Origin of the sequence: uncultured Brachyspira sp., assembly GCF_949287625.1 — a bacterium.
GTDB lineage: Bacteria > Spirochaetota > Brachyspiria > Brachyspirales > Brachyspiraceae > Brachyspira.
In genome coordinates this window covers 47,781-74,182 of sequence record NZ_CASEGO010000003.1, presented here as the reverse complement: position 1 = coordinate 74,182, position 26,402 = coordinate 47,781, and the positions used below count along the sequence as shown (strand labels likewise).

Genomic DNA, 26,402 nt, shown 5'->3' with positions numbered 1-26,402 from the left:
TCAAAAATTTTATTTCTTCGTCTGTTAAATTAAAATCCATATTTTGATTATACCATAAATTAAAAAATTGACAAACTTAAAAATTTTCAGTATATACTATTTATTTTTTGAAAAAAGTTATAAAATACACATATGGACATACTAGATTTAGAAAGAGCTGAATACGAATTAAACAAAGCATATAAATCAAACCCAACTCCTTGGGCTGAACATTCAAGATACACTGCCAAAGCTGCAAGAATAATAGCATCACACTACAATAAAAACTCTAAAAACAAAAAACTAGATGAAGATGATGCCTACATATTCGGGCTTCTTCATGACATAGGAAGATATACTGGAATAAGTGCTGAAAGACATTTAATAGACGGTTACAAATACTGCATTAAATACGGCTGGGATAAATTGGCTCAAATATGCATAAGTCATGCATTCATGATACAGGATATAAACACAGCAATAGGAAAATTTGATATGTCTGAAGATGACTATAACTTTATGAAAGAGTTCATAAGTAATGCTGTGTATGATGATTATGATTTGCTTATTCAATTATGCGACAGTCTTGCTTTACCTACAGGTTTTTGTATTTTAGAAAAAAGGTTCATAGATGTAGCTTTAAGATATGGTACATTTCCTCAAAGTGCTTTAAGGTGGAAGAAAGTATTTGAAATAAAATCATATTTTGAAAGCACAATAGGAACTTCTATTTACAATTTACTTCCGCATATAAGAGATAGCATCATCTAACCACTATACATCACCTGCATATTCGCCATATGGGCACTACTAGCCATAGGAGCATCTGCATTGCACTGCAACCCCTTACAGACAGTCAACTATAAGTGAACCCGCACGGTATATCTTAATATTAAGGACAGTAAAATGTAGTCGACGGAAAGAAGTACCTGACGAAGCCCGCCTGCAACCGCAGGAAGTACTGTTAAGTATGGCGTGTGGAGAGCTTCGCCAAAAGTTGAATAAAAAATTGACAAACTTAAAAATTTTCAGTATATACTTAATTAAAAAGTTTTACAACATACGAAAATATATTTTATATATCAGTATTTTTATATAAATTGATAAACTCACTTGCTGCATATAATGAACCTATTACAAGTACAGGTTTATTACTTTTATTAATTGATTTTATATTATCAATAGCATCATGAAAATTTGCTATATGCCTTACATTAGGTTTGTCTTTTAAATATTGATAAGTTTTAGAACTGTCAGTTTCTTTATATGCAATATTGTCTGGCGAGCTTAATATTATTTCTGAATCATATCTTTTTAATATATCAGACATATTTTTTATATCTTTCTGACTTAAAGGAGCAAACAGTATTATGACATCATCATACCATTTATATATCGTGTTCAATACTCTTTCCAGTGATTTGGCATTATGAGCACCGTCCACTATTATATCTGGATTTCTATGCATAAATGTGAGACGTGCATTTATATAAAAATCCTTTAATGAACTAATTGCTTTATTAATATTTTTTTCATTATAGTTATTGTAAGCCTTAAGAAGTATATTCAATGCCTTAAAAGAAAGCGATATATTCTCTGCCTGATGTTCTCCAAGCAGCGTAGTTGAAAAATTATACTCTTTATCTTTTTCTCTATAAATAAACTCAAGTTTTTCATTGCTGTTTAATGTAATATCTGCAGAAAAATCTTCCTTAAATACATACAAATTACAATTATTTTCTTTTGATATATCTCTTATTATTTTTATAGAACTTTCTTCCTGAAATGCTGATACAACTGAAGTGTTTGGTTTTATTATTCCAGCCTTTTGAGCTGTTATCTCTTCTATGGTGTATCCCAATATATCCATATGATCATAGGATATAGAAGTCAAAATGCTTATAGATGAGTCTACTATATTGGTACAGTCTAGTTTTCCTCCTATACCCACTTCTATGCAGGCATAATTAACTGCATTTATATAAAAATAATATAATCCCATTATGGTAAAAATTTCAAATACTGTTATATTATTATATATTTCATCACTATCTATAATATTTTTTATCTTTAGTGTAATATTTATAAAATCTTCTTCACTAATCCAATTTTCATTTATAGATATTCTCTCTCTCTCATTAACTATATGAGGAGATATAAATGATCCTGTTTTATATCCTAAAGAAGAAAGCATTTTTGATAATGTAAGAGTTGTTGATCCTTTACCTTTTGTACCTGTTATATGTATTACTTTAAATACCTGCTTATATCCTAATAATTTTAATATTTCTTTTACATTGTTTATATGATTGAGATTGTTTTTATGAAGAGTCTTTTTTCCCATAAAAGAATATATATAATCCAAAGCCTCATTTATATTTTTCATATTTATGTTTCCAATAAAAATAATTTTAATTAAAAAATAATTAAGTAGGATATCATATTTTGAAAAAGACTGCAAGGAGTAATCTATTTATGTCTGCAATAATCTATTATTTTATTACTACATAAGATAAAATTTACATTAAATTTACAATTAGAGGAATAAATGTATTATATATATGATAAAAATATCAAAATAGCCAAATATTGTAAAAATAATGTAAAATATTTGTAAAATTATATTGCCTAAAATTTACAATTTGTTATAATATAAATGTAAAGAGATTTTACAATACCTAAAAGGAGAATAACTATGACTAATACATTAAACCTTTTTATAAAAATAACACCAAGTAAATTACCTAAAAATGCTAAAAGATTTATAAGTACTAATTTCAGTAAGGCAAAAATAGTATATATTGATAAAATAAAAGATGAATATGAAATAAAATTATCAAACGGAACTTATATCAATTTTGATAAAAACGGAGAATGGAATTATATAAGCAGTGATGATAATATAATAAGAGAGAATATACTGCCTAAAAATATAGCAGGCAGAGTAAAAAGCGTTATGAAAAAATATAAAAATGCCTATATATTTGAAATAAACAAAAGAATAAATTTTTACAGAGTAAAATTAAGCAACTCATTAGATTTATGCATAAGCCATAATGGAAACATATTAGCATAAATAGAAGGAGATTTGCTTTATGAAAATTAAGTTATTATTAAGGGACTTAAAATCTATTTTTAGTCCCTTAATTGAATGGTTTAAAATATATGTTATTTATTATGATTTACTTCTAATATACTTATCATCTCTTTTATAAGATTTTTTTCGCTCATAGCTGTCATCAAATGATCCTGAGCATGAACAAAAAGCATAGTAATTTCTATTTTTTCACCGTCTGCTTCTCTAGTTATTAAATTAGTCTGAAACTCATGAGATTTTAATATTATCTCATCAGCCTCTTTCATTTTTTGAGCTGCCTCATCAAATTTTTTTTCTTTAGCAAGTCTTAAAGCCTCATAAGCTAAACTCTTGCTCTCACCAGCCAAACTAATAATAGGAAATACGTTCTCCTCCATAAATTTTTCTTGTTCTTCAGTCATAATTATAGCCTCCTAAATATAAATTATTTTTATATTATCAAGCAAATATTAATAAATATTTTTTATAATTCTACTTGATATAATATTTTATCCCTCAAAACCTTTATTTTTGACAATCTCTTTAAACCAATATCCTGATTTTTTTATTGTCTTTTTACCGCTTTCTAAATCAAACCTTATAAATCCGTATCTGTTTTTATAAGCATTAAGCCAAGACCAGCAGTCTATAGGTGTCCACATTAAATAGCCTATACAATTAGAACCTTCTTCTATACCCTTATGAAGCCATTTCAAATGTTCACTTACAAACTCTATTCTGTAATCATCTTCTACGATGCCGTTTTTTATAAATCTTTCTTCGTTTTCCACACCCATACCGTTTTCAGTTATAAGCCATTTTATATTGGAATAGTTTTCCTGTATATTTTTAGCTATATCATAAATACCTTTATAATATATTTCCCAGCCTCTGTATGGATTCATAAGTCTGTTAGGCATTTCATAAGGTTCAAAGAAATTTTCAGGCATTAAAGTATCTGATTCAAATTTAGTTTCTCTAGCCTTAACTCTTCTAGGCTGATAATAATTTATTCCAAGCAAAGTTATTCTATTTTCTTTTAATATTTCTTTGTCGCCTTCCCCGCATATAGGAGTAATATCATTTTCTTTTACTAATTTCACTAAATCTTCAGGGAACTCTCCTTTAGCAGCAGGATCTAAGAAACTTCTATTAAATAATAAATCGCATATATGTGAAGCTTTTAAATCTGCCTCATTGTTTTCATCTCTAGGATAAGAAGGAGTTAAGTTTAATATAATTCCTATATCTCCAGTTTTTCCTGATTCTTTAAATGCTTTTACAGCTTTTGCATTTGCTAAGTTCATATTATAAACAACCTGAGCTGCTCTTTTAAATGATACTACTTCAGGATAATGGAATTTATATAAATATCCGCCTTCAGCAACAACTATAGGTTCATTAAAAGTAAACCATTTATGAACCTTATCTCCATAAAGCTCAAACATTTTTGAAGCATATCTTGCATAAAGTTCAACTACTTCTCTGTTTTCAAATCCGCCTATTTCCTGAAGTTTTAAAGGCATATCAAAATGATACAAACATATTATAGGCTCTATATCATTTTTTATAAGCTCATCTATAACATTGCTGTAAAACTCAGCAGCTTTTTCATCTAATTCTAAAGTATTAAAATCTTTTACTATTCTGCTCCATTGTATTGAAGTTCTAAAAACATTATGACCTGTTTCTTTTATTAATTTTATATCATCTTTATAATCTCTAAAAAAATTAGATGTATATTCAGTTCCTGCTTGATTATGGAATTTTTCTTTTGATATTTCAAACCAATAATCCCATATATTTTTATTAGCCTTATTATAAAAACCTTCGCTTTGAGGTCCTGAAGTAGAACTTCCGAACAAAAAATTATCACTGAATTTATATTGTTTCATATTTATAAAAAACCTCATCAATTTTATTTATTATTTGCTTCTTCTCTTTCTAATGATATCTCATAAGCTCTAAGGAAAGGTATATAAGCAAGATATGATGTGAATATTAATACCAAACTCAATATCATAGAAGCAAAATTCAAATTAGCAGCAAGCAATGCTGCCAACGGACCGGGAGTTGTCCAAGGTACTAATGATACAATATGCCCTATAATATTTAATTTTGTAAATACCCAAGCTATAGTGGCATTTATTATAGGAATACATATAAAAGGTATAACAAGAATAGGATTCATCACTACAGGTGCCCCAAACATAATAGGTTCATTAATATTAAATACTGCTGGAACTATTGATAATTTTCCTATAGATTTTATATGTTCATTTTTGCTTCTTACTATAGCTATTGCCAAACCTAAAGTAGTACCTACTCCTCTAAATACATAGGAATCAAAAAATCCGCCTGCAAATATCTTTGTTACTGGTTCTCCAGCCTGAAGTGCTGCCTGATTTACTGCCAAATTTGATAATGTAATAGCTTTTACTATAGCATCTACTATATTAGTACCATGAAGTCCTGCAAACCATAATATATGTATTACAAGAAGAATAATTATTATAGAAGGAAGAGAATCTGATACTTTAAGTAAAGGCTCAAATATTTTCATTACTAATTCTGGTATCATCATCATTAAACTCTTTTGTATAATAATATTAATAGCCTGAAATATTACTATAACTACAACTACTGGTATTAAAAGTTCAAAAGACTTTGCTATAGCAGGAGGTACTGATTCTGGAAGTCTTATAATAAGTTTTTTATTTACCAAAAATCTAAATATTTCTATAGATATAATACCAAATATTATAGCTACAAATAATGACATTATGCCCATACTTACATAAAAAGGCTGAACCAAATCGCCTTTGAAAGAATTCATCAAATTAGTATACCATTCCATATACAAAAAATTACTCTTATCTGTGAAAGGTAAATTTAATATCAAAAGTATAAAAGATCCCACTATTAAAAAAGGCATAGCAAATACAAATCCGTCTCTTATTGCATTTAAATATCTATTGCCTGCTATTTTTGACGCTATAGGAAGAAGCTTACTTTCTATAAATGCCATTAATTTATCATTCATGATCTACTCTCCATTCTATTATTTTTATATTATTTTAATAAATATTATTTAAACTACACCTGCATATATACACATATGATAATTAATATAATCACCTAGCTGTAATTTGGTATTTGTATGACAAAAACTATTGAGTTATTTTAAATCTCTGAGCCATGTTTATATAGTCTAATAAAAATAAATAATCTTCATCTATTTTACCGACAACATTAGTTCTTCCAGTATTTTTCATATCTTTTAACGCTATCTGAAGTTCTCCTGCATAAGTTCCATATTCAGAAGAATCAATAAGTATATCTCCGCGTTTAATGTCTGTAATAGGATTAAATATTTTAAAATTATTTCCTTTGTATTTCACTCTAGGATTTGATGACCTAATAAAATAACTGCTTGCATCTGCTCTGTTTTGATGCATCTCTTCAAGAATTATTTTTCTCTCTGTTTCTGGAATATTGTCTAATAATTTTGCTTTTAGAGTTATAAGTCTTTTATCCAAACAAGCAAGTTTTTTAAAAGTCTCTTCATTAGCATAACAATTAGCAATAAACACAGCATCAACACCTAAAAAGAATAATTCCATAGCCTGTATTTCTATAGGAAGATTTCTATGCTCTTCTAAAGTACATATACCATCATCTACAGGCCAAGGTCCGAAACTAGCCTCTTTAGCATTAACAAATGCTGATGATTTTATAGAATGTCTTTTAAAACGATTCATACTTTCAATAAACAATTTTTTATCAAGTCCGCTATAGGCATGAGGATAGAAATTATAGCAGCCTATAAGATTTTCTCTGTTCGGATAATAATTCATTATAGTATCTAAATATGATGTAGAATTACTCATATTAATCTCTATTTTTAAATTATAATCATTATAAGTTATTAAACTCTCTTCGTTTCCGCTATATCCCAAATCAAGCCTTATAGCCCAAGCTCCTAGTTTATGAAAAAAATCAAGCTCCTCATAAGAAATAGCCAAATGCTTAAATACGGCTGGAGATATATCTAAAGTAGTATTTATGCCTCTATCTTTGGCATAATTTATGATCTCTGAAAACTCTTTCATAATCTCATCTTTAGAATGATCTACTGATAATAAACACATAAAACATCTTGTAAAACCATATTTTGAAGCCAAATCTATATAAGATTTATTATCCTCCATCTTAGAATGAAAAGGATAAACAGAAATACCTAATTCTCTCATAAAAACAATCCTATAATAAATAATCCTATTACAAATTTATAAATTAACCCTATAAATATTATTGAACTTTTAAGTTTAAAGCAAAATCTAATATTTTTTCTCCGTTCATAGTACCGTAATCTTTGAAATCTATAACATCCAATGGTTTATTTTTTTCTTTAGCTTTAGCTTGGAACTCTGCTTTTTGGAATTTTACCTGCGGTCCAAGCAAAAATACATCATAACTATCTAATAATTCATAGAATCTTGCTGTAGCTACTGCTTCTATTTCTACATCTATATTTTTTTTAGCAGCTGCTTCTTTCATTTTTTTTACAACCATACTTGTTGACATTCCTGCTGAACATAATAATAAAATTTTTGTCATAATTTTAAACCTCTCTTTTTTATTTTTTATTAGCTTATCACTTTTTTAATAATAACTCAAACAATAAAACTACTATATTAATCTGGTATTTTTTTGTTTTTTATTCCGTTATGATATATAATATTTACATGAAAAATAAATATATTAAAGAAATATTATCTATTTTATCTGCTGAATCCTATATAACAGCTGAAAAATTAGCAAAAGAATTGAATGTAAGCGAAAAAACTATACGAATAAAAATACAGGAATTGAATAATGATCTTGAAAAAACTGGTGTAAAAATAATATCAAAACCAAGATATGGATATACTCTTTTATGTGATGATCATAATAAAGATATTAAGTCTATTAATTTTAATACTGTCAATGATTTTGAATACAGAGTAAAATATATTTTTGAATATTTAATTAATAACAATGATGAATATATAAAATCTGATACTTTAAGTGAAGCTCTTGATATATCTAAAACAACATTGACAAATACTTTAAAAATTATAGAAGATAATATTAGATATTATAATATAAAAATAGAAAGAAGACCTAATTACGGTATAAGACTTATAGGAAATGAATTTGATATTAGAAACTGTATTATAGATTATTATTTAAAACAGTATATTCATGATGAAAAGTATATTAATAAATCAATAGAAAAATTAGTAATAGACTTTATTAAAGACAATGATATTAAATTATCTGAAATAAATTTGGAAAACTTTATATTATATATATTAGTCTCCATAGAAAGAATAAAGAGAAATAAAGTTATTAACTGCTATGATAAAGATATTTTAAAAGATATCAAAGAAGAAGAATTAAAATTATCAAATAAATTGACTGATATCTTAGAAAAAGAAATAAATATAAAGTTTAATGAAGCAGAAAAAATATTTATAGCAATACATATAGCTTCAAAAAGTTTATTAATATCTTCAGAAAACTCAAACTTTATAATACAAAATAAACTTGATAATATAGTTCAGAAAATGCTTGATTTGGTATACCGCAATTTAAAAATAGATTTAAGAAACAACCTTAATTTAAGGCTTTTATTAAATCATCATATGATACCGCTTGATATAAGAATAAGATACAATGTATTACAAAAAAACCCTATGCTTTGTGATATAAAAAGTAATTATGGTCTTGCATATTTGATAGCTTCTGAAACCAATGCCGTTTTGAAAAGTTATTATAAAAAAGAAATTTCTGATGATGAAATAGGATATTTAGCTTTACTGTTTCAAATAGCCTTGGAAGAAAACAGCAATGAAGAAAAAAATAAAATAAATATATTAATAGTTTGCGGGAGCGGAAAAACAACTTCGAAACTTCTAATGTACAAATATAAGAAAGAGTTTGCTGATTATATAGATAATATTTATACCACCGATTTAATAATGCTTAAAGATTTTGATTTTTCAAAAGTTCATTACATATTTTCAACAGTACCTATTAATTTTAGGGTTCCGCTTCCTATTGTACAAATAGGATTATTTTTAGAAAATAGTGATATCATAAATGTAAAAAACGCTTTAGAATTATCAAAAAATGATTTTCTCAATGATTATTATAATAAAGAGCTATTTTCATTGGATATTAAAGGAAACAGCAGAGATGAAATAATCAAAAACATATGTATTAATATAAAAAAATATATAGATATACCTGATAATTTTTATGATTCTGTAATGAAAAGAGAAGAGCTGTCAGAAACAGATTTCGGCAATTTGGTAGCTATACCTCATCCTTTTGATATTCTAACAGAAAAAACTTTCGTATATGTAGCCGTACTTGAAAAGCCTATTATATGGTACAAAAATAATGTTCAGGTTATATTTTTAGTTTCAATATCAAATAAGAAAGATGATAATTTACAGAAATTTTATCAGTATACTGTAGATTTTCTGCTTAATGAAGAAAGCGTTATAAAACTGATAGAAAATAAAACATTTGACAATTTAATGTATTTACTAAGAAACAATGAAGGGAAATAATAAAATGACTAGCTTTAATTATACTATCAAAAATATTAATAATATACATGCAAGACATTTAAGTGATCTTGCTAAAATAGCAAAAGACAGTAAATGCTGTGTTATTATAAGCGACAGTAAAAAAAATAAAAAAGATGTAAAAAAGATAATAGGAATAATGCAGCTCAATTTAAAAATAGGTGATGAAGTTACTGTATCGATAGAAGGCAATGATGAAATTTTAGAAGATAAAGCAAAAGAAAATATATATAATTTTTTTAAAACAAATTTTTGATTTTTATCATATATTTATTGTTTAATATGTACATAAACAATTACAATTTGTCAAAATTAATTTTTTTAATTTAAAATATTTTCATGCCCCTCACTTCTTTTGTGACGCTGTCCGTGCCGTAGGCAGGCGAAAGAACTGCATTTTTAGTATAAATTTGGGTTATACCATACATTTAATACATATATCTAAAATATAAAGTTCTAATACTTGCGTTTTTTGTAACTTTTTTATGCGTCAAAAAGTTGATAATTCTATATAATGTGCATCAGTTAACAAAATAAAGTTGTTCCAGTATATACCTAAACAACTATAGTTTGTAAAAAAATAAATCATAAATATTGAAAAATCTACTCATTAAGAATTTTACATTATTTCAATATGGTATATAATAATTCCTCAAAATGAGAGGAAATAAAAATTATGGCATTAATGTTAAATGAAGAACAAAGACAGGCAGTAGAACATATAAACGGTCCATTACTTGCATTAGCAGGGGCTGGAAGCGGAAAAACTAGAGTTATTACAGAGAGAATAGCTTATTTAATAAAACATGGAGTACTTCCTAGTCAGATACTCGCTGTTACATTCACAAATAAAGCAGCTTCAGAAATGCGTGAGCGTATAACAAAACTATTAAAAGAAAAACCGAAACAATTAGTAGTAAGCACCTTTCACTCATTCTGCGTAAGGGTATTAAAAGGCGATATTGAAAAATTGGGATATAAAAATAATTTTAGTATATATTCTTCATCTGACAGCAGAACTCTTATACGTAATATTTTAAGAGAAATAAAGATTAATACTCTCAATTATGATGAAAATCTATTTGCTTGGTATATTGACAGATATAAAAATAATTTGATGAAGCCTTATGAAGTAGAGCCTCATGATGATCTCGAAAAACAAGCAAAAAGAGTATATGAGGTTTATCAAAATTATTTAAAAGGATATAATGCTGTTGATTTTAATGATCTTATTAACCTAACAATAGATTTATATATAGAGTTTCCAGAGGTTCTTAATAAATATCAGGAAAGATTCAGATATATTATGGTTGATGAATATCAGGACACTAATTTTGCACAGTATAAACTTACAAGCCTTCTAGCATCAAAATATAGAAATATTGCTGTTGTTGGTGATGATGATCAGAGTATATATGCATTTAGAGGTGCTGATGTATCAAATATACTTTCTTTTGAAAATGAGTATCCTGATGCTAAAATAGTAACTCTTACAAAAAATTATAGAAGTACAAAGGCTATACTTGAAGCAGCACATTCTGTAATAAGCAATAATACTCAAAGAAAAAATAAAGAAGTTGTAGCAGAAGGCGATGAAGGAATACCGCCTACGATAATGCCATGCGAAGATGAAAGAGAAGAGGCTCAGTTTGTAGCAGATTCTATTATTAATTATTCTATAAGTAAAAGATTAAATTATGAAGACTTTGCTGTTCTTTTTAGAATGAATGCTCAGTCGAGACTTTTTGAAGAGGCTTTCAGACTTAGGGGACTTCCTTATACAGTAGTTGGAGCTTTTCAATTTTATGAACGTAAAGAGATTAAGGATATATTAGCATATCTTAATTTGTTTGTTAATCCTGAAGATGAGGTTTCTCTTCTTAGAGTTATAAATATACCTAAAAGAGGAATAGGAGCTGTTGCTATAAATAATCTTAATGGAACAAGTATAAAAAACGGAGTATCTTTATATCAAACTTTGCTTAATTATGAGAGTATGGAAGACATTTCGCCTAAAGCAAAAGCTGGTATAAAAGATTTTCTTGAGATTATAGAGCATTATCATAATTTGTTTACTGTTGATAAAAATGATATTGAACGTCCTAAACTATACGAAAACATAAATAAGTTTTTAGATGTTATAGCATATCATAATGAAGTATTAAACTCCAGCGATACCAAAGAGCAGGGAGCTAAAAAAATGGAAAATGTTGAATCTCTTATGAACGGCATACTTGAATATGAAAAGTCTAATAAAAATGCTACTTTAAAAAATTATTTAGACAGAATACTTCTTATGAGTATAGAAGAGCAAAATGATGAAGATGAAAAAAAGAAAGGTATTATGCTTATGAGTATACATGCTGCTAAGGGACTTGAGTTTCCTTATGTTTATATATGCGGTATGGAAGACGGTATTATGCCTCATCATAAAAGCTCATCTGATGAAATGGGAATAGAAGAAGAAAGGCGTCTTTGTTATGTTGCTATGACAAGGGCTAAAAAACATTTAACTCTAACCTATTGCAGAAGCAGAACAAAAATGGGAAAAAAAGTAGAATGCACTCCTTCAGTATTTTTAGAAGAGATGAGTAAAAATCTGCCTGAAGAAATGGCTATGAATGAAGAGGAGTTTTTCTCAAATTTAAAAGCATCTTTAAGACCAGAAAATAAATAGTACTGATTGACACATACTAAAACTTAATTAAAATCTTTTTAATTATTAAATAAAATACACTTCATTTATACAATAGACTTGTTTCAAAACTAAATTTATTTATTAATTGTGGGGACTAGCCCTGCGAAGCACACAGTCGTGCCACACCCCAACTTCTTTTGCCGTCCGCTCTGCGTGCTGTAGGCAAGGCACCTACTCGGTGGTACCCCATACGAAGTACGCCTGCGGCGAGAAGCAAAAGGACTGCATCTTTATATACTAAAATAAGAAATTATACAACATATAAAACATAAGAAATTATACAACATATAAAACATTGTATTTTATGATTTAAGATTAAATAATTTTAAAGTTAATATTGTCAAGTACTTTTGAAACAAGTCTAATATACATGACTAAACATAAAAAAGCGTAGTTTTGCAAAGTACTTAGAGCTAATTATAAATAATATATTTAAAATTATTAACATAGTTTAAAAATAAATATATTAAGAATATTTTAATTTTTTAATAAAAATTAAGCCCTATAATAATATTATAGGACTTAATTAATTTTTTAATATTTAATTATTAAAAATTATTTTAAATAATCTAAATAAGGTTTCTGACAGGATATCATAGTATCAAGCATATCTTCAGTATTTTTGCATACATTCACAACTGGGTTAGCAAGTATAGCCTGCACAGCATATTCTCTTTTTTTATGTATAGCAGCTTCAGCAGTTAAATCATACACACTTACATAGTTTCTTAAAAGCGATAAAAATCCTTTAGGTACATTATTAAGTTTTACACCCTCAACTTTATTTTTACTAATAACCGCAGGTACTTCTACAGCTATCCAGTTAGGTAAATCTTCTATTAATCCGTCATTTAAAATATTTACAGCCTCTTCTGTATAACTATTGCCTGTAACTATGGCATCAATTATGCTTGAAGCTCTTTCTTTTACTATTAGTTCTATTTTAGGCTCAGCTTTAGAAAGTACAGTTCTGTATAATTCATAAAAATCTAATATACCTCTATGATCTGAAACGTCCCAAGCCCAAGCTATATATTCACCGAAATGACTGTCTACTGTTATAGGTAAAAGTTTATAATTGTCTAATATCACTTTTAAAAGTCTTCTGTCTGCCCATATAAACTCGCCTTTGAGTTTTTCTTCTATTGAATGATCAAAGTTTTCTGTTTTTGAAAAGCTGTTATTTTCTTTAGCATATTTTAATAAATCACTATACCCTACTTCATGTTCAAAATAACCATAAGCATTTTTTAATACATCAGGGTACAAATCTTTTCCGCTTTTTTTATCTTTTATTTCTAGTAAACAGCTGAAATGATTTAATCCGCCAGCTTTAATGTCCAAAGATTCATAATTCATTCTAAGAATTTTTGGAAGCCATTTATGAAGCCAGCCTATTTCATGGCACATACCTATAAACTTGGCATCTGGATAAGCTCTTTTTACAGCAGTACATATAGCAGTCATAGGATTAGAAAAATTAAATATATAAGCATTAGGACATATATCAATAGCATCTTTTACTATATCAAGCACATGGGGTATAATTCTTAAAGAGTGAAATACTCCTCCAGCTCCTCCATTTTCTCCATAAACCTGATGAATACCATACTGCATAGGTATTTTCCAATCTTGATCCCATAATAAAAATCTATCTCCCACTTCTATCGAACTTATAATAAAGTCAGCATTTTTAAAAGCTTCTTTTCTTTCTGTAGTCGCATCAACAGTAAAATTTAATTTATTTGTTTCTATAAAACTTTTAACATAATCATAAACTTTTTTTAAAGCATTAGGGTTAATATCAAGTAATGTTATATGAGAGCCTTCTAATGATTTTGTAGAGAAAATATCTCCAAGCATATCGCATCCGAATTGTGCACTTCCTGCACCAACTAAAACAAATTTAATCATTTATAATTCCTTAATAATAAAATAATTACAGATTGTTTTTATTTCAATTATTGCTTTATTTAAATATAATTAAGTTTCCCATATGTAATTTTTTTATGCAAACTTACAGCCTCCGAATCTGTAAGATGAGCTACATAATCTTTTACAAGCTCTTCATCGCTTTTATAAGGAATATCCGCTTTTTTAAATAAATTATCTTCTTCTATTATTTCCTTATGTTTTAACAAATATTCAAATATAGTAGATATAATTCTATTAACCCTCTCTACATCTTCAAGTATAGCCTTACTTTCATAAACAGTTTTAAACATAAAAGCCCTTAAATCATTAATAGCCTTTAAAACTTTCTCATCAATATCTATTTCCATCTTCTCCATACTTGCTTCTATTACACCCATAATCATAGTATCCGCCCTCTCTCCGTATGTAGTGCCTAATACTTTAACAATATCCTTTGGTAAATCCTCATATTTAAGAAGTCCGTATCGAATAGCATCATCAACATCATGATTGGCATATGCTATAGTATCTGATATCCTTACAATCATACCCTCATTAGTGGAAGGACCTGAAGAGTCAGCAATAAGTTTTCCGTTTTTTCCTTTTGTATGCTTTATAATTCCGTCTCTTACTTCAAAACTTAAATTAAGCCCCTTGCCTTTTTCTAAATGCTCAACTACTCTTAAAGAATGAGAAGAATGATGAAAACCTTTAAAATACTTTGATATAGCCTTCTCTCCAGCATGTCCGAATGGAGAATGTCCCAAATCATGACCAAATGCAATAGCCTCTGTTAAATCTTCATTAAGTCTTAATGCCCTCGCTATACTTCTTGCTATCTGCATAACTTCAAGTGTATGTGTTAGCCTAGTTCTGAAATCTCCTACTGAAAGCATTATAACTTGTGCCTTATCTTTAAGACGCCTAAAATATTCACTGTGTACTATTCTGTCTCTGTCTTGCATATAAATTGTTCTTATATCATCTTTTTCTCTTGGGTATACTGTTCCTTTGCTTTCAGATGAAAATGCTGCAGCTGGAGATAAAAAAGCTTTTTCCCTAGTTTCTATATCAAGTCTTATTGTTCTCAAAATATTTTCCTTCAAAAAAGAATATTATAATAATTATGTTAATAATAAATCAATTAATGAAAAAAAACAATAATATAAAAAATTAATTAAACAAATAAGCCAAATAATGATCTTTATTTACATAGTCTTTTAAATCATCTAAAGAAATAAATATCTTTTCATAACCATTATCAGACATAACTACAATACCAATATCCGTTATAATAAATATTAAATTATCATTATTAGAATAATTATAGTTTTTTAAAATATCATTAGAATTATTTACTAAGTCTTTAAAAGAAGAACTTATTAATTTTTGACTGTTCAAATCATAAATAAGAGAAATATTATTAATTGTAATTTTTTTATCTTCTTCTACTTGAGTAATTCTTTTATATATACAAATAGTTTTTTCATCTAAGTATAATATATTAAATGCGTATAAATCCTTAATCTTTATAAAATATTGTTTTAGTTCATAAGTAGAAAATTGTTTTAAAAATGAACTAACTTCATCAGAAAGCTCTTTTTCTTTTTTATATTTGAAATCTTCTGAAAAATTATATTCGCCGTTAATATCAAAGTTTATTTTTTCTTTATTAGCTATAGAAGCATAATAGAAATTAAATAAATGATTAAGAATTGTTACAGTTAATCCTCTGTCATTAGTTTTTAAATATTTAAATCCGCATATATTGAAATTTTTTATATTTATTTTAGGTTCATTAATTATTTTAAAAATACCTTCTATTTTTTTACCATTAATATACATATCATATTCAATTTTTGAAATACTATTATTTTTTAAATTTATTTCTGCAATATTTATTCTGTTTAAAGTTATAAACTCTTCTTCAGTAGCATCATAATCAAAAACTTCAATTTTTTTGCTGTTTCCTGCAATCTCATAAATACCAGATAATACAGAATTATTTATAAATATTTTACCCTTATACAAATAGTGAATGCCCTCATCGATATTTTCAAATCTACTACAGTAAATATATATATTATTAATATTATCTTTAAGTATAGTAAAAGTTATATCTTTTATATAAAAATAAGGACAGTATTTATTTTTCATTAAATATTTGAAAATAATAATTAAAATAATAAGAAAAATAATCAAAATAAAATATTCACTATGCAAAATACTATATAATAAATCTGTCATTCATAAAACCTCATAATTTTTTTAAAACTTATCAGTACCATTTAGGACTTTCAGTTAAATTTGTATTTATAAACATATCTTTTGTATAAGTATCCTCGCTTACTTTCCAAGCATCTAAATTCTGATTAAAACTAACAGCATTCTTAAACATACTGCACATATTTTGTACATTGCTTATATCCCATTTATACAAAGGCATATTGAAACTACTAGCTCCGTAAAACATATAACTCATATCAGTAACATTACACACATTCCAATCATTAATACATACATTAAAATTGGCTGCATTATGAAACATAGATTTCATTGTTACAACATTAGAAGTGTCCCATTTCTCTATACCTGAAAAATCAGCCCTTACATTATAATCCTCATATTCGCTGTAAGAACCCTCAAAACATGCAAAATTGGGTTTATCAAAAAGCATAGACATATCAGTTATTAAAGAAGTATCAATATCGCCTAAATATATATTACTATTTTCTATCAAACTTCTTAATTCTATTTTATTGTTTGGTTTATACACGATTAAAATCCTAAATGATTATTTAATAAAAAAGTTCTTCTTTTTTAAAATCACTTATCATCAAAACAAGTATATAATATATAAATCTATTATCAACTGTTTTATTTTCTATATTGTAAAATGATATATTAATTTTAACAATATCTCCATTATTAACATATTCGTCAAATTTAATCTTTATAGTAAATTTATCTTTTTTAAAATCTTCAAAATAAAATATACTCTCTGAATATTCATAAATAACATTCATAGAATATCTGCTTGCAAATGCTTTCAAACTGGAATAAACTATTTCTATGTTTTGAAGCTTTTCTATTACTTTATTGAAATCTGAAGTATCAATATTGATAATTGGAAACTGATTTATAGGCTGTGATATATCATAATCATTTAAATGTATTTTCCATTTTGAAATATCTTCTTTAGTTAATTCAAATATGCTGGATAAATTAATATAACAATTTTCATCTATAACAACATTATTATCATTGCAATCAGTATAACTGCTGTCGCCTAAATATCTGAAAGAAGTTTTAAAATTCATATTTTCATCATATAAATTCCAAATTAAACTATATGCATATTTATTCATTATAGGATTATCAATAAAAATATCTTTCCAAAATTTATAATTATATTTCTTACCGCTTATTAAAATTTTTATCAAATTATAATTCTGGCTCTTTAGTATATTTGGAATCTCTTTTCTAATATGCTTTATTTCTTCTTTTATATTTTCAGGAAAGTATTTCGGTATTGATTTTAATTCTTTTTTATTATTAATATCAAACAATTCTACAGCATTATTATTTTTAAGAGAGATTTTATATTTATTATCATTTACTTCTATGATTTTCTCTACCCTTTTATCAAATCCGAAATCATATACCAATTTGAAACCTAATTCATATAATTCTAAATTCATTTTTTCAGCAATAGAGTTTAATAAGTTAACAGCCTCTTTTTTAATTGAAGCTTTTCTATGTCTAGCAAAAACATTATATAATAAACTTAAAGCAAATTTACTGTCTGTATGCAATGCTAAAATCCTCATAAACAATAAAGAACTATTTTCTCTATTGTACATCTCAATTAACATATTATCATCAGCATATACACCGCAAACTAAAGTAGAAACATCTTTTTGAGAATTAATATATATTTCTCTTATACAATTTTTAAAACTATCTTCATCAAGAAAATTAATTATATTATCAAGACTTTGTATTTTATAAATATATTTTTTTAAATTAAAATATTCTAAATAAATATACTTTATTATTTTTACATCTATATTTTTTGATTTATCTTTACTAAAAACTTTTATTTCTTTTTCTTTGATTATATCATCAATGAACTTTAATTTTGTATTATTTTTCTTATCATAATTCACAAAATTTTCTATATCTTCTATATTACTAAAATTTAATACTTCATTATTATTCGTTTTTAAGTCTGTTAATTCTCTATAAAATTCATTTTCAAGCATTATTCTAAAATCAGCATATATTTTATTATCATAGTTAATAATGCTTTTATATGCCTCTTTTACATTATTTTTTATTATTTCAAACTGCTTAATCTTTGATGATTTATTCTTCGCCGTTACATATTCTGCAATTATAAATTGTATAGGGATTTTATTATTCTTTTTTAGTGATGTTTCTTCAAATGCAAAATCTAAATCTGACACATTATCTAAATTCCAATTGGATAAATCCTGATTAAACATTAATGCCTTATAAAATATATAAGACATACTTTCTAATTTTACAGTATTCCATTTATTTAAAGGCTTGTTAAAACTTCCTGCCCCATTAAACATAGAAAGCATATATTTTACATTTGAAATATCCCAATCATTTAAAGACTTATTAAAATTATAAGCACCAGCAAACATAGAAATCATATTTTCAACATTAGAAACATTCCATTTATATAAAGCCTGATTAAATTTTTCACATAAACAGAACATATTAGCCATATTTGTAACATTAGATACATTCCAACTATTAATATCCTGATTAAATTCCTTACAAGAAAAAAACATTCCTATCATATTATTCACTTTTGAAGTATCCCATTTATATAAAGGCTCATTAAATTGACTTAAACCTGCAAACATAGATTCCATATTAATAACATTTTCTGTATTCCAATTCTCTATACCTGAATATTCTTTTCTATTAGTTTTCCTAAATAAATATGACATATCAGTTATTAAAGAAGTATCAATATCACCTAAATATACATTATTATCTTCTATTAATGTTTTTAACTCTTCTTTATTTTTGGGTTTATATTTATACATAATCTAAATATTAAAAATGTTATTAATTTTGATTATCTGAAGTATTTTCATTATTTTCTTCTAAAGAATTACTTTCTGTATTTGTACTGTCTTCTGATTTACTTTCCTCTTTATTATTAGAAACTTCTTCTGCATTATTACTTTCTTCTTCACTATCTATATTTTCTTTAGGTATAAAACGCTCATCTCTTTTAAATACATATATCTCTTTAAATCGCATCTCTTGTTTTAGTAAAATCTCTTTTTCTTTAACAAGTTCAAGCATAGCTAAAAAGAATGTAACAAGCTGCCTCTTTGTAACTCCGTCTTTAAATAATACTATAAACGGGAAAAAAGCAGTCTCTGATAATTTTATCCTTATCATATCAATAGCATTATCTATATGGAAATTAGACATTCCAGATAGAACTGCCAAATCTGTTTCTGGTACAAACTGAACCTTTGTAAAAGCATATACCAAATCATAAAGCGTAACATCTTTCCACGCAACTTCATTATCATCTAAAGAATTAATATTATTAAAAAACTTCACTCTCTCTGTATCTTTACGCTCAAATATAGAATCCGAAGCCTCCTGAAGTCTGTCAAGCTCTTCAGAAACCATTTTATATCTCTGAAACTCAAGCATCTGCTCTACTATTTCAAATTTTAATCTGTCTGTAAACTTATCATCATCTATATCATGAGGCAAAAGCATTTTTGATTTATATAGATGAAATTCAGAAGCCACTACCAAAAAATCCCCTGTAGAATCAAGATTTAATGCTGCCTGAGCTTTTAAATATTCAACAAACTGATCTATAATTTCCAAGATAGAAACTTCATATATATTTTTTTCGCTTCTTTTAAGCATATCAAAAAGTATAGATAAAGGTCCTTCATAATCTATACTCGATAATGAAACAGTGAACTCCTTATAATCAGGATTATTATTTTCTGTTTCTTTATTATTGTTTAATACGTCAGAATTATTTTCTGTATTATTTTCTTTATTTGTTTCGTTTATATTCTCTTCCATAATGTTTTATACTATATTATAAATATATAAAAATTCAAGTATATAAGTTTTTATTATATTGACAATAAATAAAATTCTAATATTATTTTATTAATAAAATCACTAAAATAAGGGGTAACTAAAATGAAAAAAATAAATATAGGTTTTATAGGAGCTGGAAATATAGCAGAAACTATGGCTAAAACTATAGCTAAAATAAAAGAAGTAGAATCATATGCTGTAAGTGCAAGAGATTTAAAAAGAAGTAAAGCATTTGCCAAAAAATACGGATTTAAAAAGTTCTACGGATCTTATGAAGAGATGTTACAAGATGAAAAGATTGATTTAGTTTATATAGCAACACCGCATTCGCATCATTATGAACATATAAAACTATGCTTAAACAATAATAAAAATGTAATATGTGAAAAATCATTTACTGTTAATGCCAAACAAGCGAGAGAAGTATTGATACTAGCAAAAAAGAAAAAACTTTTACTTGCAGAAGCTATATGGACAAGATATATGCCTAGCAGACAAATAATAAATGACACTATAAAAAGCGGCATTATAGGAAAAGTAACTTCTTTAACTGCCAATTTAGGATATGTTATAAATAAAGTTCCTAGATTAATAGAACCAGAATTAGCTGGGGGAGCTTTGCTTGATGTAGGCGTTTATGCTATCAATTTTGCTTTGATGGTATTTGGTAATAAAATAAGCAAAATAGATTCCTGCTGTGTAAAGACTAAAAAAGGTGTAGATGAACAAAACTCTATTACATTAACATTTGAAGATGGAAAAATGGCTGTATTAAACTCTACAATGTCCGCATTAACTAATAGAGAAGGAGTTATAAACGGAGGTAAAGGCTATATGGTTATAAAAAATATTAATAATCCAGAAAGTATAACAGTTTATTCTCTTGACAGAAAAGTTGTGAAAACTATTAAAGTACCAAAACAAATAACAGGCTATGAATATCAAATACTTTCATGCGTTGATGCAATTAATAACGGCAAACTAGAATGCAAAGAAATGCCTCATGAAGATATTTTAAGAGTAATGAATATAATGGATACTTTAAGAAGAAGTTGGAAAATAAAATACCCTTTTGAAAAATAAAAAGATAAATTTATTAATATAAGAATACCAATTCCAATATTAATAAAATCATATAAACATAAAAAAGCCATGCATGAATATTATTCATACATGGCTATTTCTTTTTTAATAACTTTTAGTTATTTGTTTGAGCAGCATTATTTTCTTCTTCATATCCTGCATTTGCTTGATCAGCTGTGATATTATTTTGCTGCTGATTTTTCAATATCATAGCTTCATCATAAGTAATATATTCCATATTAGGATCATATGTACCAGCTCTTTGTTCACCATTCATACTAGGTATAGTTAATACCTGACCTGGAAGTATCAAGTCTGGGTTATTAGGATCTCTTAATATATTTCTATTAGCCTGATATAATCTGTACCATTGTATAGGATCATTATATATGAAAGAGTATCCAGCTATTCTCCATAAAGCGTCAGTTAAAGGAGTTCTTTGTACAACTGTATAATACATAGGAAGTACAGTAACTTTACCTTCAGTATTAACAGTCTGACCAGTAGTAGCATCGATTATCTGACCTCTTTCACCATCACCGTCTCCTTCTACTAAATCGCCGTCAACAGGTCTTTTTGGTCCCATTTCATATATAGCGTTCATAGAATTATTAGCTTCTTCAAGTTTTTGTCTTGCTAAGGCATTATCATTATTAGCTAATGCATCTTCAGCATCTTTAATAGCTTGAGAAAGATTTTGATCTTCTTCGCTGCCCGGTATTATATAACCTTGATCAACAAGCTCTTGATATCTTGCTTTAATTTCATCTAATTGTCTTTGATTTTCTTCTCTTGCTATAGTGTTATCGCGTTCATTAATTAAATCGTCCATAGCTTTAGAAGCCTCTAATGCTTTTTCACTTGCAGCAGCAGGATCAGTTTCAGCCAAATTATTAGCATCAGCTAAAAGAGTAGATATATTCTGATCAACTTCATCTCCTCTAGTTATAGTGTTGTCATTAACAAGGCTGTCATATTTTTGCTGAGCATTGGCAATATCTTGTTTAGCTTTAGCAACAGCATCTGCCTGTTCTTTAGCAAGTGCTTCCTGTTCTGCTTTTTGTCTAGCTTCTTCTTCAGCTTTTTTCTTAGCTTCAGCTTCTGCCTTAGCTTTTGCTTCAGCCTCTGCTTTTGCCTTAGCCTCAGCAGCAGCTTTTGCTTTAGCTTCTTCAGCTTTTCTCTTAGCTTCAGCCTCTGCTTTAGCTTTTGCTTCAGCAGCAGCTTTCGCTTTAGCCTCTGCTTCTGCTTTTGCTTTAGCAGCAGCGGCAGCTTTTTCAGCAGCAGCTTTTGCATCTGCTTCTGCTTTAGTTATTCCAGCAAGAGCAGCAGCAACATTTTGCTGTACACTTGCAAAATTATCAGATTTTAAAGCCTCATCAGCTTTAGCTAAAGCACCAGATACAGTTTTATCATTATTATCACCTGCTTTTATACTTTTACCCAAAGCAGCATTATATTTAGCTCTTGCATCAGCTATAGTTTTTGAAGCAATATCTCTTTCTCTGCCCAAATAACCTTCTTTAACAGTATTAGCTGATGATAAAGCATTGCTGTAAGAGTTTAAAACAGTTGTAAAAGTATTTGAAGCAGCGATAAACTCTTCATCAGTTTGAGCAGTAGCATCAGGAGCTGGAATGCTTCCTACATTAGCATTTCCTTCTTCGAAATATTTAACAGCTTCCTCATATGTTGTTTTAAATTGATTATCACTAGAAGCACCCATTTGATTTATTTCAGTAATAGCTTTATCAGCATCACTTCTAGTCTTATTTATTCTAACATTCATAAGTCTGTAGAATAATGCCATAGTAGCTTTATCTATACTAACAGAAGCTTCCTGAGATTTATCATAAGACTGCTGATATTGTCCTTCATTTTGAAGCGTATCAGCTTCTTCTGTAATTCTTGCAGCATCTTCATAAGTTTGCGCTGGCAAAACAGACCATGTAAAAGATAATAAAGCTATAGTAGCTATTATTTTTTTTATTCTCATCATTTACTCCTTATATATTAATTCTGTTCCTGTTCAAAGGCTTCAACTTCCTGCATCATTTTTTCTAATTGTGCTAAGCGTTCTTTTACTGTTCTTAAAGCCTCATCACTTTTATCGAATTGCTCTTTAGTTTTATTATATAAATCAGTATATGCTACTTTAGCTTGATAAAGTTTATCTACCATTGTTCTATAATCTTTAGTTTCAGCAGTGTACATTGCATTAGCTTCCTGATATAGAGTATCAGCATTACTAAACTCATCAGCATACATTACACCAGCTTTGATATTAATAGCATTGGTAGCACTTTCATCTGTTTGTTTTTTCAAAATTTCAGAATATGGCGGCAAGCCTTTATCTAAAACTAAATTATAATTAGTTTCAGCAGTTAATAATAACTCTTTAGCTTTTTCTGCCTCATCTTTATTTTCTTCTTTCATGATAATATCAGCTTCTGCATAACCTTTTTCTGCTATATCAAAATCTTCTGGGGCAAATGTTTTTATCTCAGAATATTTGTTTACCACTGTATCTCTTAGAGCGGTTACCCTTTCATATTCTTTTACTGGTAAGCCGCCGCATGAAATAAGCATAAAAGCTATTAAGGTGATAAAACCAACTTGTACCTTTAACTTCATAATTAGATTAATCCTCCCAATCTTTATTTTATAAAATATATCTTATGGCTTATATAAATATAAACCATAATTATTAAAATAAGAAAAATATATTATTACAAAAAATAGTAATTATGTTAACACATATTATTATTAACGGTATAAAAGTCAATAGCTTTCATAGTTTTTTGGTTATTTTATATAGAGATTTTTAATTTAGATAAAAGAAAATTCATTTATTTTTGTATTATTTACAAATAATTTAATTATAAAAATTTATTTATATATTTAAATAAAATACGTATATCAGAAAACAAAATAACTTTACTTTTATAATTGGCTGCTTTACTAGAAGCAGAATAATGATAAAAATATATTAATCATATAACATATTATTGCTTTACATATATTTTTAAAAATAAAAAAGGAGACTAAAAAGCCTCCTTCAAATATTCATTCATTAATTATTTATTAGACAAATATTTATCTATTCCAGCTGCAGCTCTTTTGCCGTCACCAATAGCTAAAATAACTGTAGCAGCACCTCTTGCAGCATCTCCTCCTGCAAATACTCCTTCCATAGAAGTAGCACCTGTTTCTTCATCAATAACATAAGTACCTTTTTTAGTAGTTTGTAATTCTGGTACTTTTCTAGCGATAAGAGGGTTAGGAGTAGTTCCTATAGCAATAATAACTGCATCAACTTCTATATCTTCTGTCTGACCTTCAACAGCAACAGGTTTTCTTCTGCCGTCAGCATCAGGCTCACCAAGCTCCATTACCTGAGTTCTTATAGCTGTAACATTATCATTTTCATCTGCAAGAATCTCTAAAGGAGCTCTTAAAAATCTAAAATCTACTCCCTCTTCCATAGCATGATGTACTTCCTCTACTCTTGCTGGAAGTTCTTTTTGAGTTCTTCTATAAACTATATATACTTTTTCAGCACCTAATCTTACAGCAGTTCTGCAAGCGTCCATAGCTACGTTACCGCCGCCTAATACAGCAACTCTTTTATGTCTTATAACTGGAGTATCCACTTCTGGGAATTTATAAGCACCCATTAAGTTAACACGTGTTAAATATTCGTTAGCAGAATATACTCCGCAGAAATTTTCACCAGGTATGTTTAAGAAAGCAGGAAGTCCGGCACCAGTTCCCAAAAATATAGCATCATATTCTTTTCTTAATTCATTAAAATCTAAAGACACACCTGCAACTTCATTTATTTTAAAATTAACCCCGTCTTTTTTAAGGTTCTCTACTTCATGAGCCACCAATTCTTTTGGTAAACGAAACTCTGGAATACCATACATCAATACTCCGCCTATTGTATGCAAGGCTTCTAATACAGTTACATCATATCCTAGTTTAATTAAGTCTCCTGCACAAGCTAATCCTGCAGGACCTGCACCAACTATACATACTTTTTTACCATTTTTTTCTACTTTCAAATCTTCATGCTGAGCATGTTTTCTTTCATAGTCAGCAACAAACATTTCCAATTTACCTATAGCTACAGGTTCAAATTTTTTACCTACAACACATCTTTCTTCACATTGAGTTTCCTGAGGACATACTCTTCCGCAGGCTGCTGGTAAAGCATTTGTTTCTTTAATTTTTTTAGCAGCTTCTAAAAACTTTTTTTCAGCAACAAGTCCTATAAACTCAGGGATCTTTACTTTAGCAGGACAGCCTTCCATACAATGAGGTACTTTGCAGTCTAAACATCTCAAAGCCTCTGTATAAGCCTGCTCTTCAGTATAGCCTGTAGGAACTTCTTTAAAGTCCTTTCTTCTCTCTTCAGGACTTCTAGTAGGCATTTCTTGTCTAGGTATTTCACCTAATTTTGATCTTGGGGGCATATATCTCTCCTATTTAGGTTTTTTAACATCAATTTAATTTTAGATTATTATACTACAATTTCAAATATAATCAATGGTAATTTTTTTATTTTTACTAAACTATTATTACAAAAATGAAGTACAATGAGAAATGCTCTATTGACTAGAATAATTTTTTATAATATAATCATACAATTATAAATTTAATATATCATTTCTTGGAGGAAAATTATGGCAAGAGTATGTGAAATATGCGGTAAAGGCAAACAAAATGGTCATAGTGTGAGCCACTCTAATATAAAAACTAAACGTTCTTTTAATGCTAATTTACAAAACATTAGAATAGAAGTAAACGGCTCTGTAAAAAAGGCTTTAGTATGCACTAAATGTCTTAAAGGCAATAAAGTAGCTAAAGCTAAATAAAAAATAAC

At 27.5% G+C, this 26,402-nt stretch carries 22 protein-coding genes; 7 read left to right on the top strand and 15 right to left on the bottom strand.

Going from position 1 to position 26,402, the window contains the following annotated elements:
• The first annotated feature begins 132 nt into the window (after positions 1-132).
• Positions 133-750, top strand: coding sequence for an HD domain-containing protein (locus Q1X91_RS01615; RefSeq protein ID WP_300752694.1), 618 nt, complete (start codon positions 133-135; stop codon positions 748-750).
• 304 nt (positions 751-1,054) lie between these two features.
• On the opposite strand, the gene Q1X91_RS01610 is transcribed toward Q1X91_RS01615, so the two are convergent.
• Positions 1,055-2,365: a Mur ligase family protein gene (locus Q1X91_RS01610; RefSeq protein ID WP_300752693.1), complete on the bottom strand. Its 1,311-nt coding sequence runs from the start codon at positions 2,363-2,365 to the stop codon at positions 1,055-1,057.
• 309 nt (positions 2,366-2,674) lie between these two features.
• Here Q1X91_RS01610 and Q1X91_RS01605 point away from each other — a divergent pair, with 309 nt between their 5' ends.
• Positions 2,675-3,055, top strand: coding sequence for a PepSY-like domain-containing protein (locus tag Q1X91_RS01605; RefSeq protein WP_300752692.1), 381 nt, complete (start codon positions 2,675-2,677; stop codon positions 3,053-3,055).
• A gap of 92 nt (positions 3,056-3,147) precedes the next feature.
• Here the strand turns inward: Q1X91_RS01605 and Q1X91_RS01600 are convergent, their stop codons facing one another.
• The 5 genes from Q1X91_RS01600 to Q1X91_RS01580 form a co-directional block, all read right to left on the bottom strand.
• Positions 3,148-3,477 carry a PTS lactose/cellobiose transporter subunit IIA gene (locus tag Q1X91_RS01600; protein ID WP_013113207.1) on the bottom strand — a complete coding sequence of 110 codons (330 nt, stop codon included), beginning with the start codon at positions 3,475-3,477 and terminating at the stop codon, positions 3,148-3,150.
• 87 nt (positions 3,478-3,564) lie between these two features.
• Complete coding sequence (locus Q1X91_RS01595; protein WP_300752689.1) at positions 3,565-4,950, bottom strand: glycoside hydrolase family 1 protein; 1,386 nt, start codon at positions 4,948-4,950, stop codon at positions 3,565-3,567.
• Positions 4,951-4,973: 23 nt separating this feature from the next.
• Positions 4,974-6,098, bottom strand: coding sequence for a PTS transporter subunit EIIC (locus Q1X91_RS01590; RefSeq protein WP_300752688.1), 1,125 nt, complete (start codon positions 6,096-6,098; stop codon positions 4,974-4,976).
• Between the two features lie 127 nt (positions 6,099-6,225).
• Positions 6,226-7,308: a MupG family TIM beta-alpha barrel fold protein gene (locus Q1X91_RS01585; RefSeq protein WP_300752686.1), complete on the bottom strand. Its 1,083-nt coding sequence runs from the start codon at positions 7,306-7,308 to the stop codon at positions 6,226-6,228.
• 58 nt (positions 7,309-7,366) lie between these two features.
• Entirely contained in the window at positions 7,367-7,675 is a 309-nt protein-coding gene (locus Q1X91_RS01580) for a PTS sugar transporter subunit IIB (protein ID WP_013113211.1), read from the bottom strand.
• A 110-nt stretch (positions 7,676-7,785) separates the two neighbouring features.
• Between Q1X91_RS01580 and Q1X91_RS01575 the strand changes: the two genes are divergently transcribed.
• The 3 genes from Q1X91_RS01575 (at position 7,786) to Q1X91_RS01565 (ending at position 12,373) form a co-directional block, all read left to right on the top strand.
• Positions 7,786-9,678, top strand: a complete 1,893-nt coding sequence (locus Q1X91_RS01575; protein ID WP_300752682.1) for a BglG family transcription antiterminator — start codon at positions 7,786-7,788, stop codon at positions 9,676-9,678.
• A 4-nt stretch (positions 9,679-9,682) separates the two neighbouring features.
• A complete protein-coding gene (locus Q1X91_RS01570; protein WP_300752680.1) occupies positions 9,683-9,952 on the top strand; it encodes an HPr family phosphocarrier protein in 270 nt (89 codons plus the stop codon).
• A 420-nt stretch (positions 9,953-10,372) separates the two neighbouring features.
• Positions 10,373-12,373: an ATP-dependent helicase gene (locus tag Q1X91_RS01565; RefSeq protein WP_300752678.1), complete on the top strand. Its 2,001-nt coding sequence runs from the start codon at positions 10,373-10,375 to the stop codon at positions 12,371-12,373.
• A 576-nt stretch (positions 12,374-12,949) separates the two neighbouring features.
• Here Q1X91_RS01565 and Q1X91_RS01560 read toward each other — a convergent pair.
• The 6 genes from Q1X91_RS01560 to Q1X91_RS01535 form a co-directional block, all read right to left on the bottom strand.
• Positions 12,950-14,308 (bottom strand): alpha-glucosidase, encoded by a 1,359-nt coding sequence (locus Q1X91_RS01560; protein WP_300752676.1) that lies wholly within the window; start codon positions 14,306-14,308, stop codon positions 12,950-12,952.
• 59 nt (positions 14,309-14,367) lie between these two features.
• The gene (locus tag Q1X91_RS01555; RefSeq protein WP_300752674.1) at positions 14,368-15,399 is read right to left on the bottom strand and encodes a deoxyguanosinetriphosphate triphosphohydrolase; all 1,032 of its coding nucleotides are present in this window, start codon (positions 15,397-15,399) and stop codon (positions 14,368-14,370) included.
• A gap of 82 nt (positions 15,400-15,481) precedes the next feature.
• Complete coding sequence (locus Q1X91_RS01550; RefSeq protein ID WP_300752672.1) at positions 15,482-16,555, bottom strand: hypothetical protein; 1,074 nt, start codon at positions 16,553-16,555, stop codon at positions 15,482-15,484.
• A gap of 31 nt (positions 16,556-16,586) precedes the next feature.
• Complete coding sequence (locus Q1X91_RS01545) at positions 16,587-17,084, bottom strand: BspA family leucine-rich repeat surface protein (protein ID WP_300752670.1); 498 nt, start codon at positions 17,082-17,084, stop codon at positions 16,587-16,589.
• A gap of 22 nt (positions 17,085-17,106) precedes the next feature.
• Positions 17,107-19,395: a BspA family leucine-rich repeat surface protein gene (locus tag Q1X91_RS01540; protein WP_300752668.1), complete on the bottom strand. Its 2,289-nt coding sequence runs from the start codon at positions 19,393-19,395 to the stop codon at positions 17,107-17,109.
• Between the two features lie 22 nt (positions 19,396-19,417).
• Positions 19,418-20,413, bottom strand: coding sequence for a segregation/condensation protein A (locus Q1X91_RS01535; protein WP_300752666.1), 996 nt, complete (start codon positions 20,411-20,413; stop codon positions 19,418-19,420).
• 123 nt (positions 20,414-20,536) lie between these two features.
• On the opposite strand from Q1X91_RS01535, the gene Q1X91_RS01530 reads away from it, so the two are divergent.
• Positions 20,537-21,517, top strand: coding sequence for a Gfo/Idh/MocA family oxidoreductase (locus Q1X91_RS01530; protein ID WP_300752664.1), 981 nt, complete (start codon positions 20,537-20,539; stop codon positions 21,515-21,517).
• A gap of 115 nt (positions 21,518-21,632) precedes the next feature.
• On the opposite strand, the gene Q1X91_RS01525 is transcribed toward Q1X91_RS01530, so the two are convergent.
• From Q1X91_RS01525 to gltA, 3 genes are all read right to left on the bottom strand, one after another.
• Complete coding sequence (locus Q1X91_RS01525) at positions 21,633-23,513, bottom strand: hypothetical protein (protein ID WP_300752662.1); 1,881 nt, start codon at positions 23,511-23,513, stop codon at positions 21,633-21,635.
• 14 nt (positions 23,514-23,527) lie between these two features.
• Positions 23,528-24,148 carry a hypothetical protein gene (locus tag Q1X91_RS01520; protein WP_300752660.1) on the bottom strand — a complete coding sequence of 207 codons (621 nt, stop codon included), beginning with the start codon at positions 24,146-24,148 and terminating at the stop codon, positions 23,528-23,530.
• A 443-nt stretch (positions 24,149-24,591) separates the two neighbouring features.
• Complete coding sequence (gene gltA, locus Q1X91_RS01515) at positions 24,592-25,992, bottom strand: NADPH-dependent glutamate synthase (protein ID WP_300752658.1); 1,401 nt, start codon at positions 25,990-25,992, stop codon at positions 24,592-24,594.
• 210 nt (positions 25,993-26,202) lie between these two features.
• On the opposite strand from gltA, the gene rpmB reads away from it, so the two are divergent.
• Positions 26,203-26,394 carry a 50S ribosomal protein L28 gene (gene rpmB, locus Q1X91_RS01510; RefSeq protein WP_020005657.1) on the top strand — a complete coding sequence of 64 codons (192 nt, stop codon included), beginning with the start codon at positions 26,203-26,205 and terminating at the stop codon, positions 26,392-26,394.
• Positions 26,395-26,402: the final 8 nt, after the last annotated feature.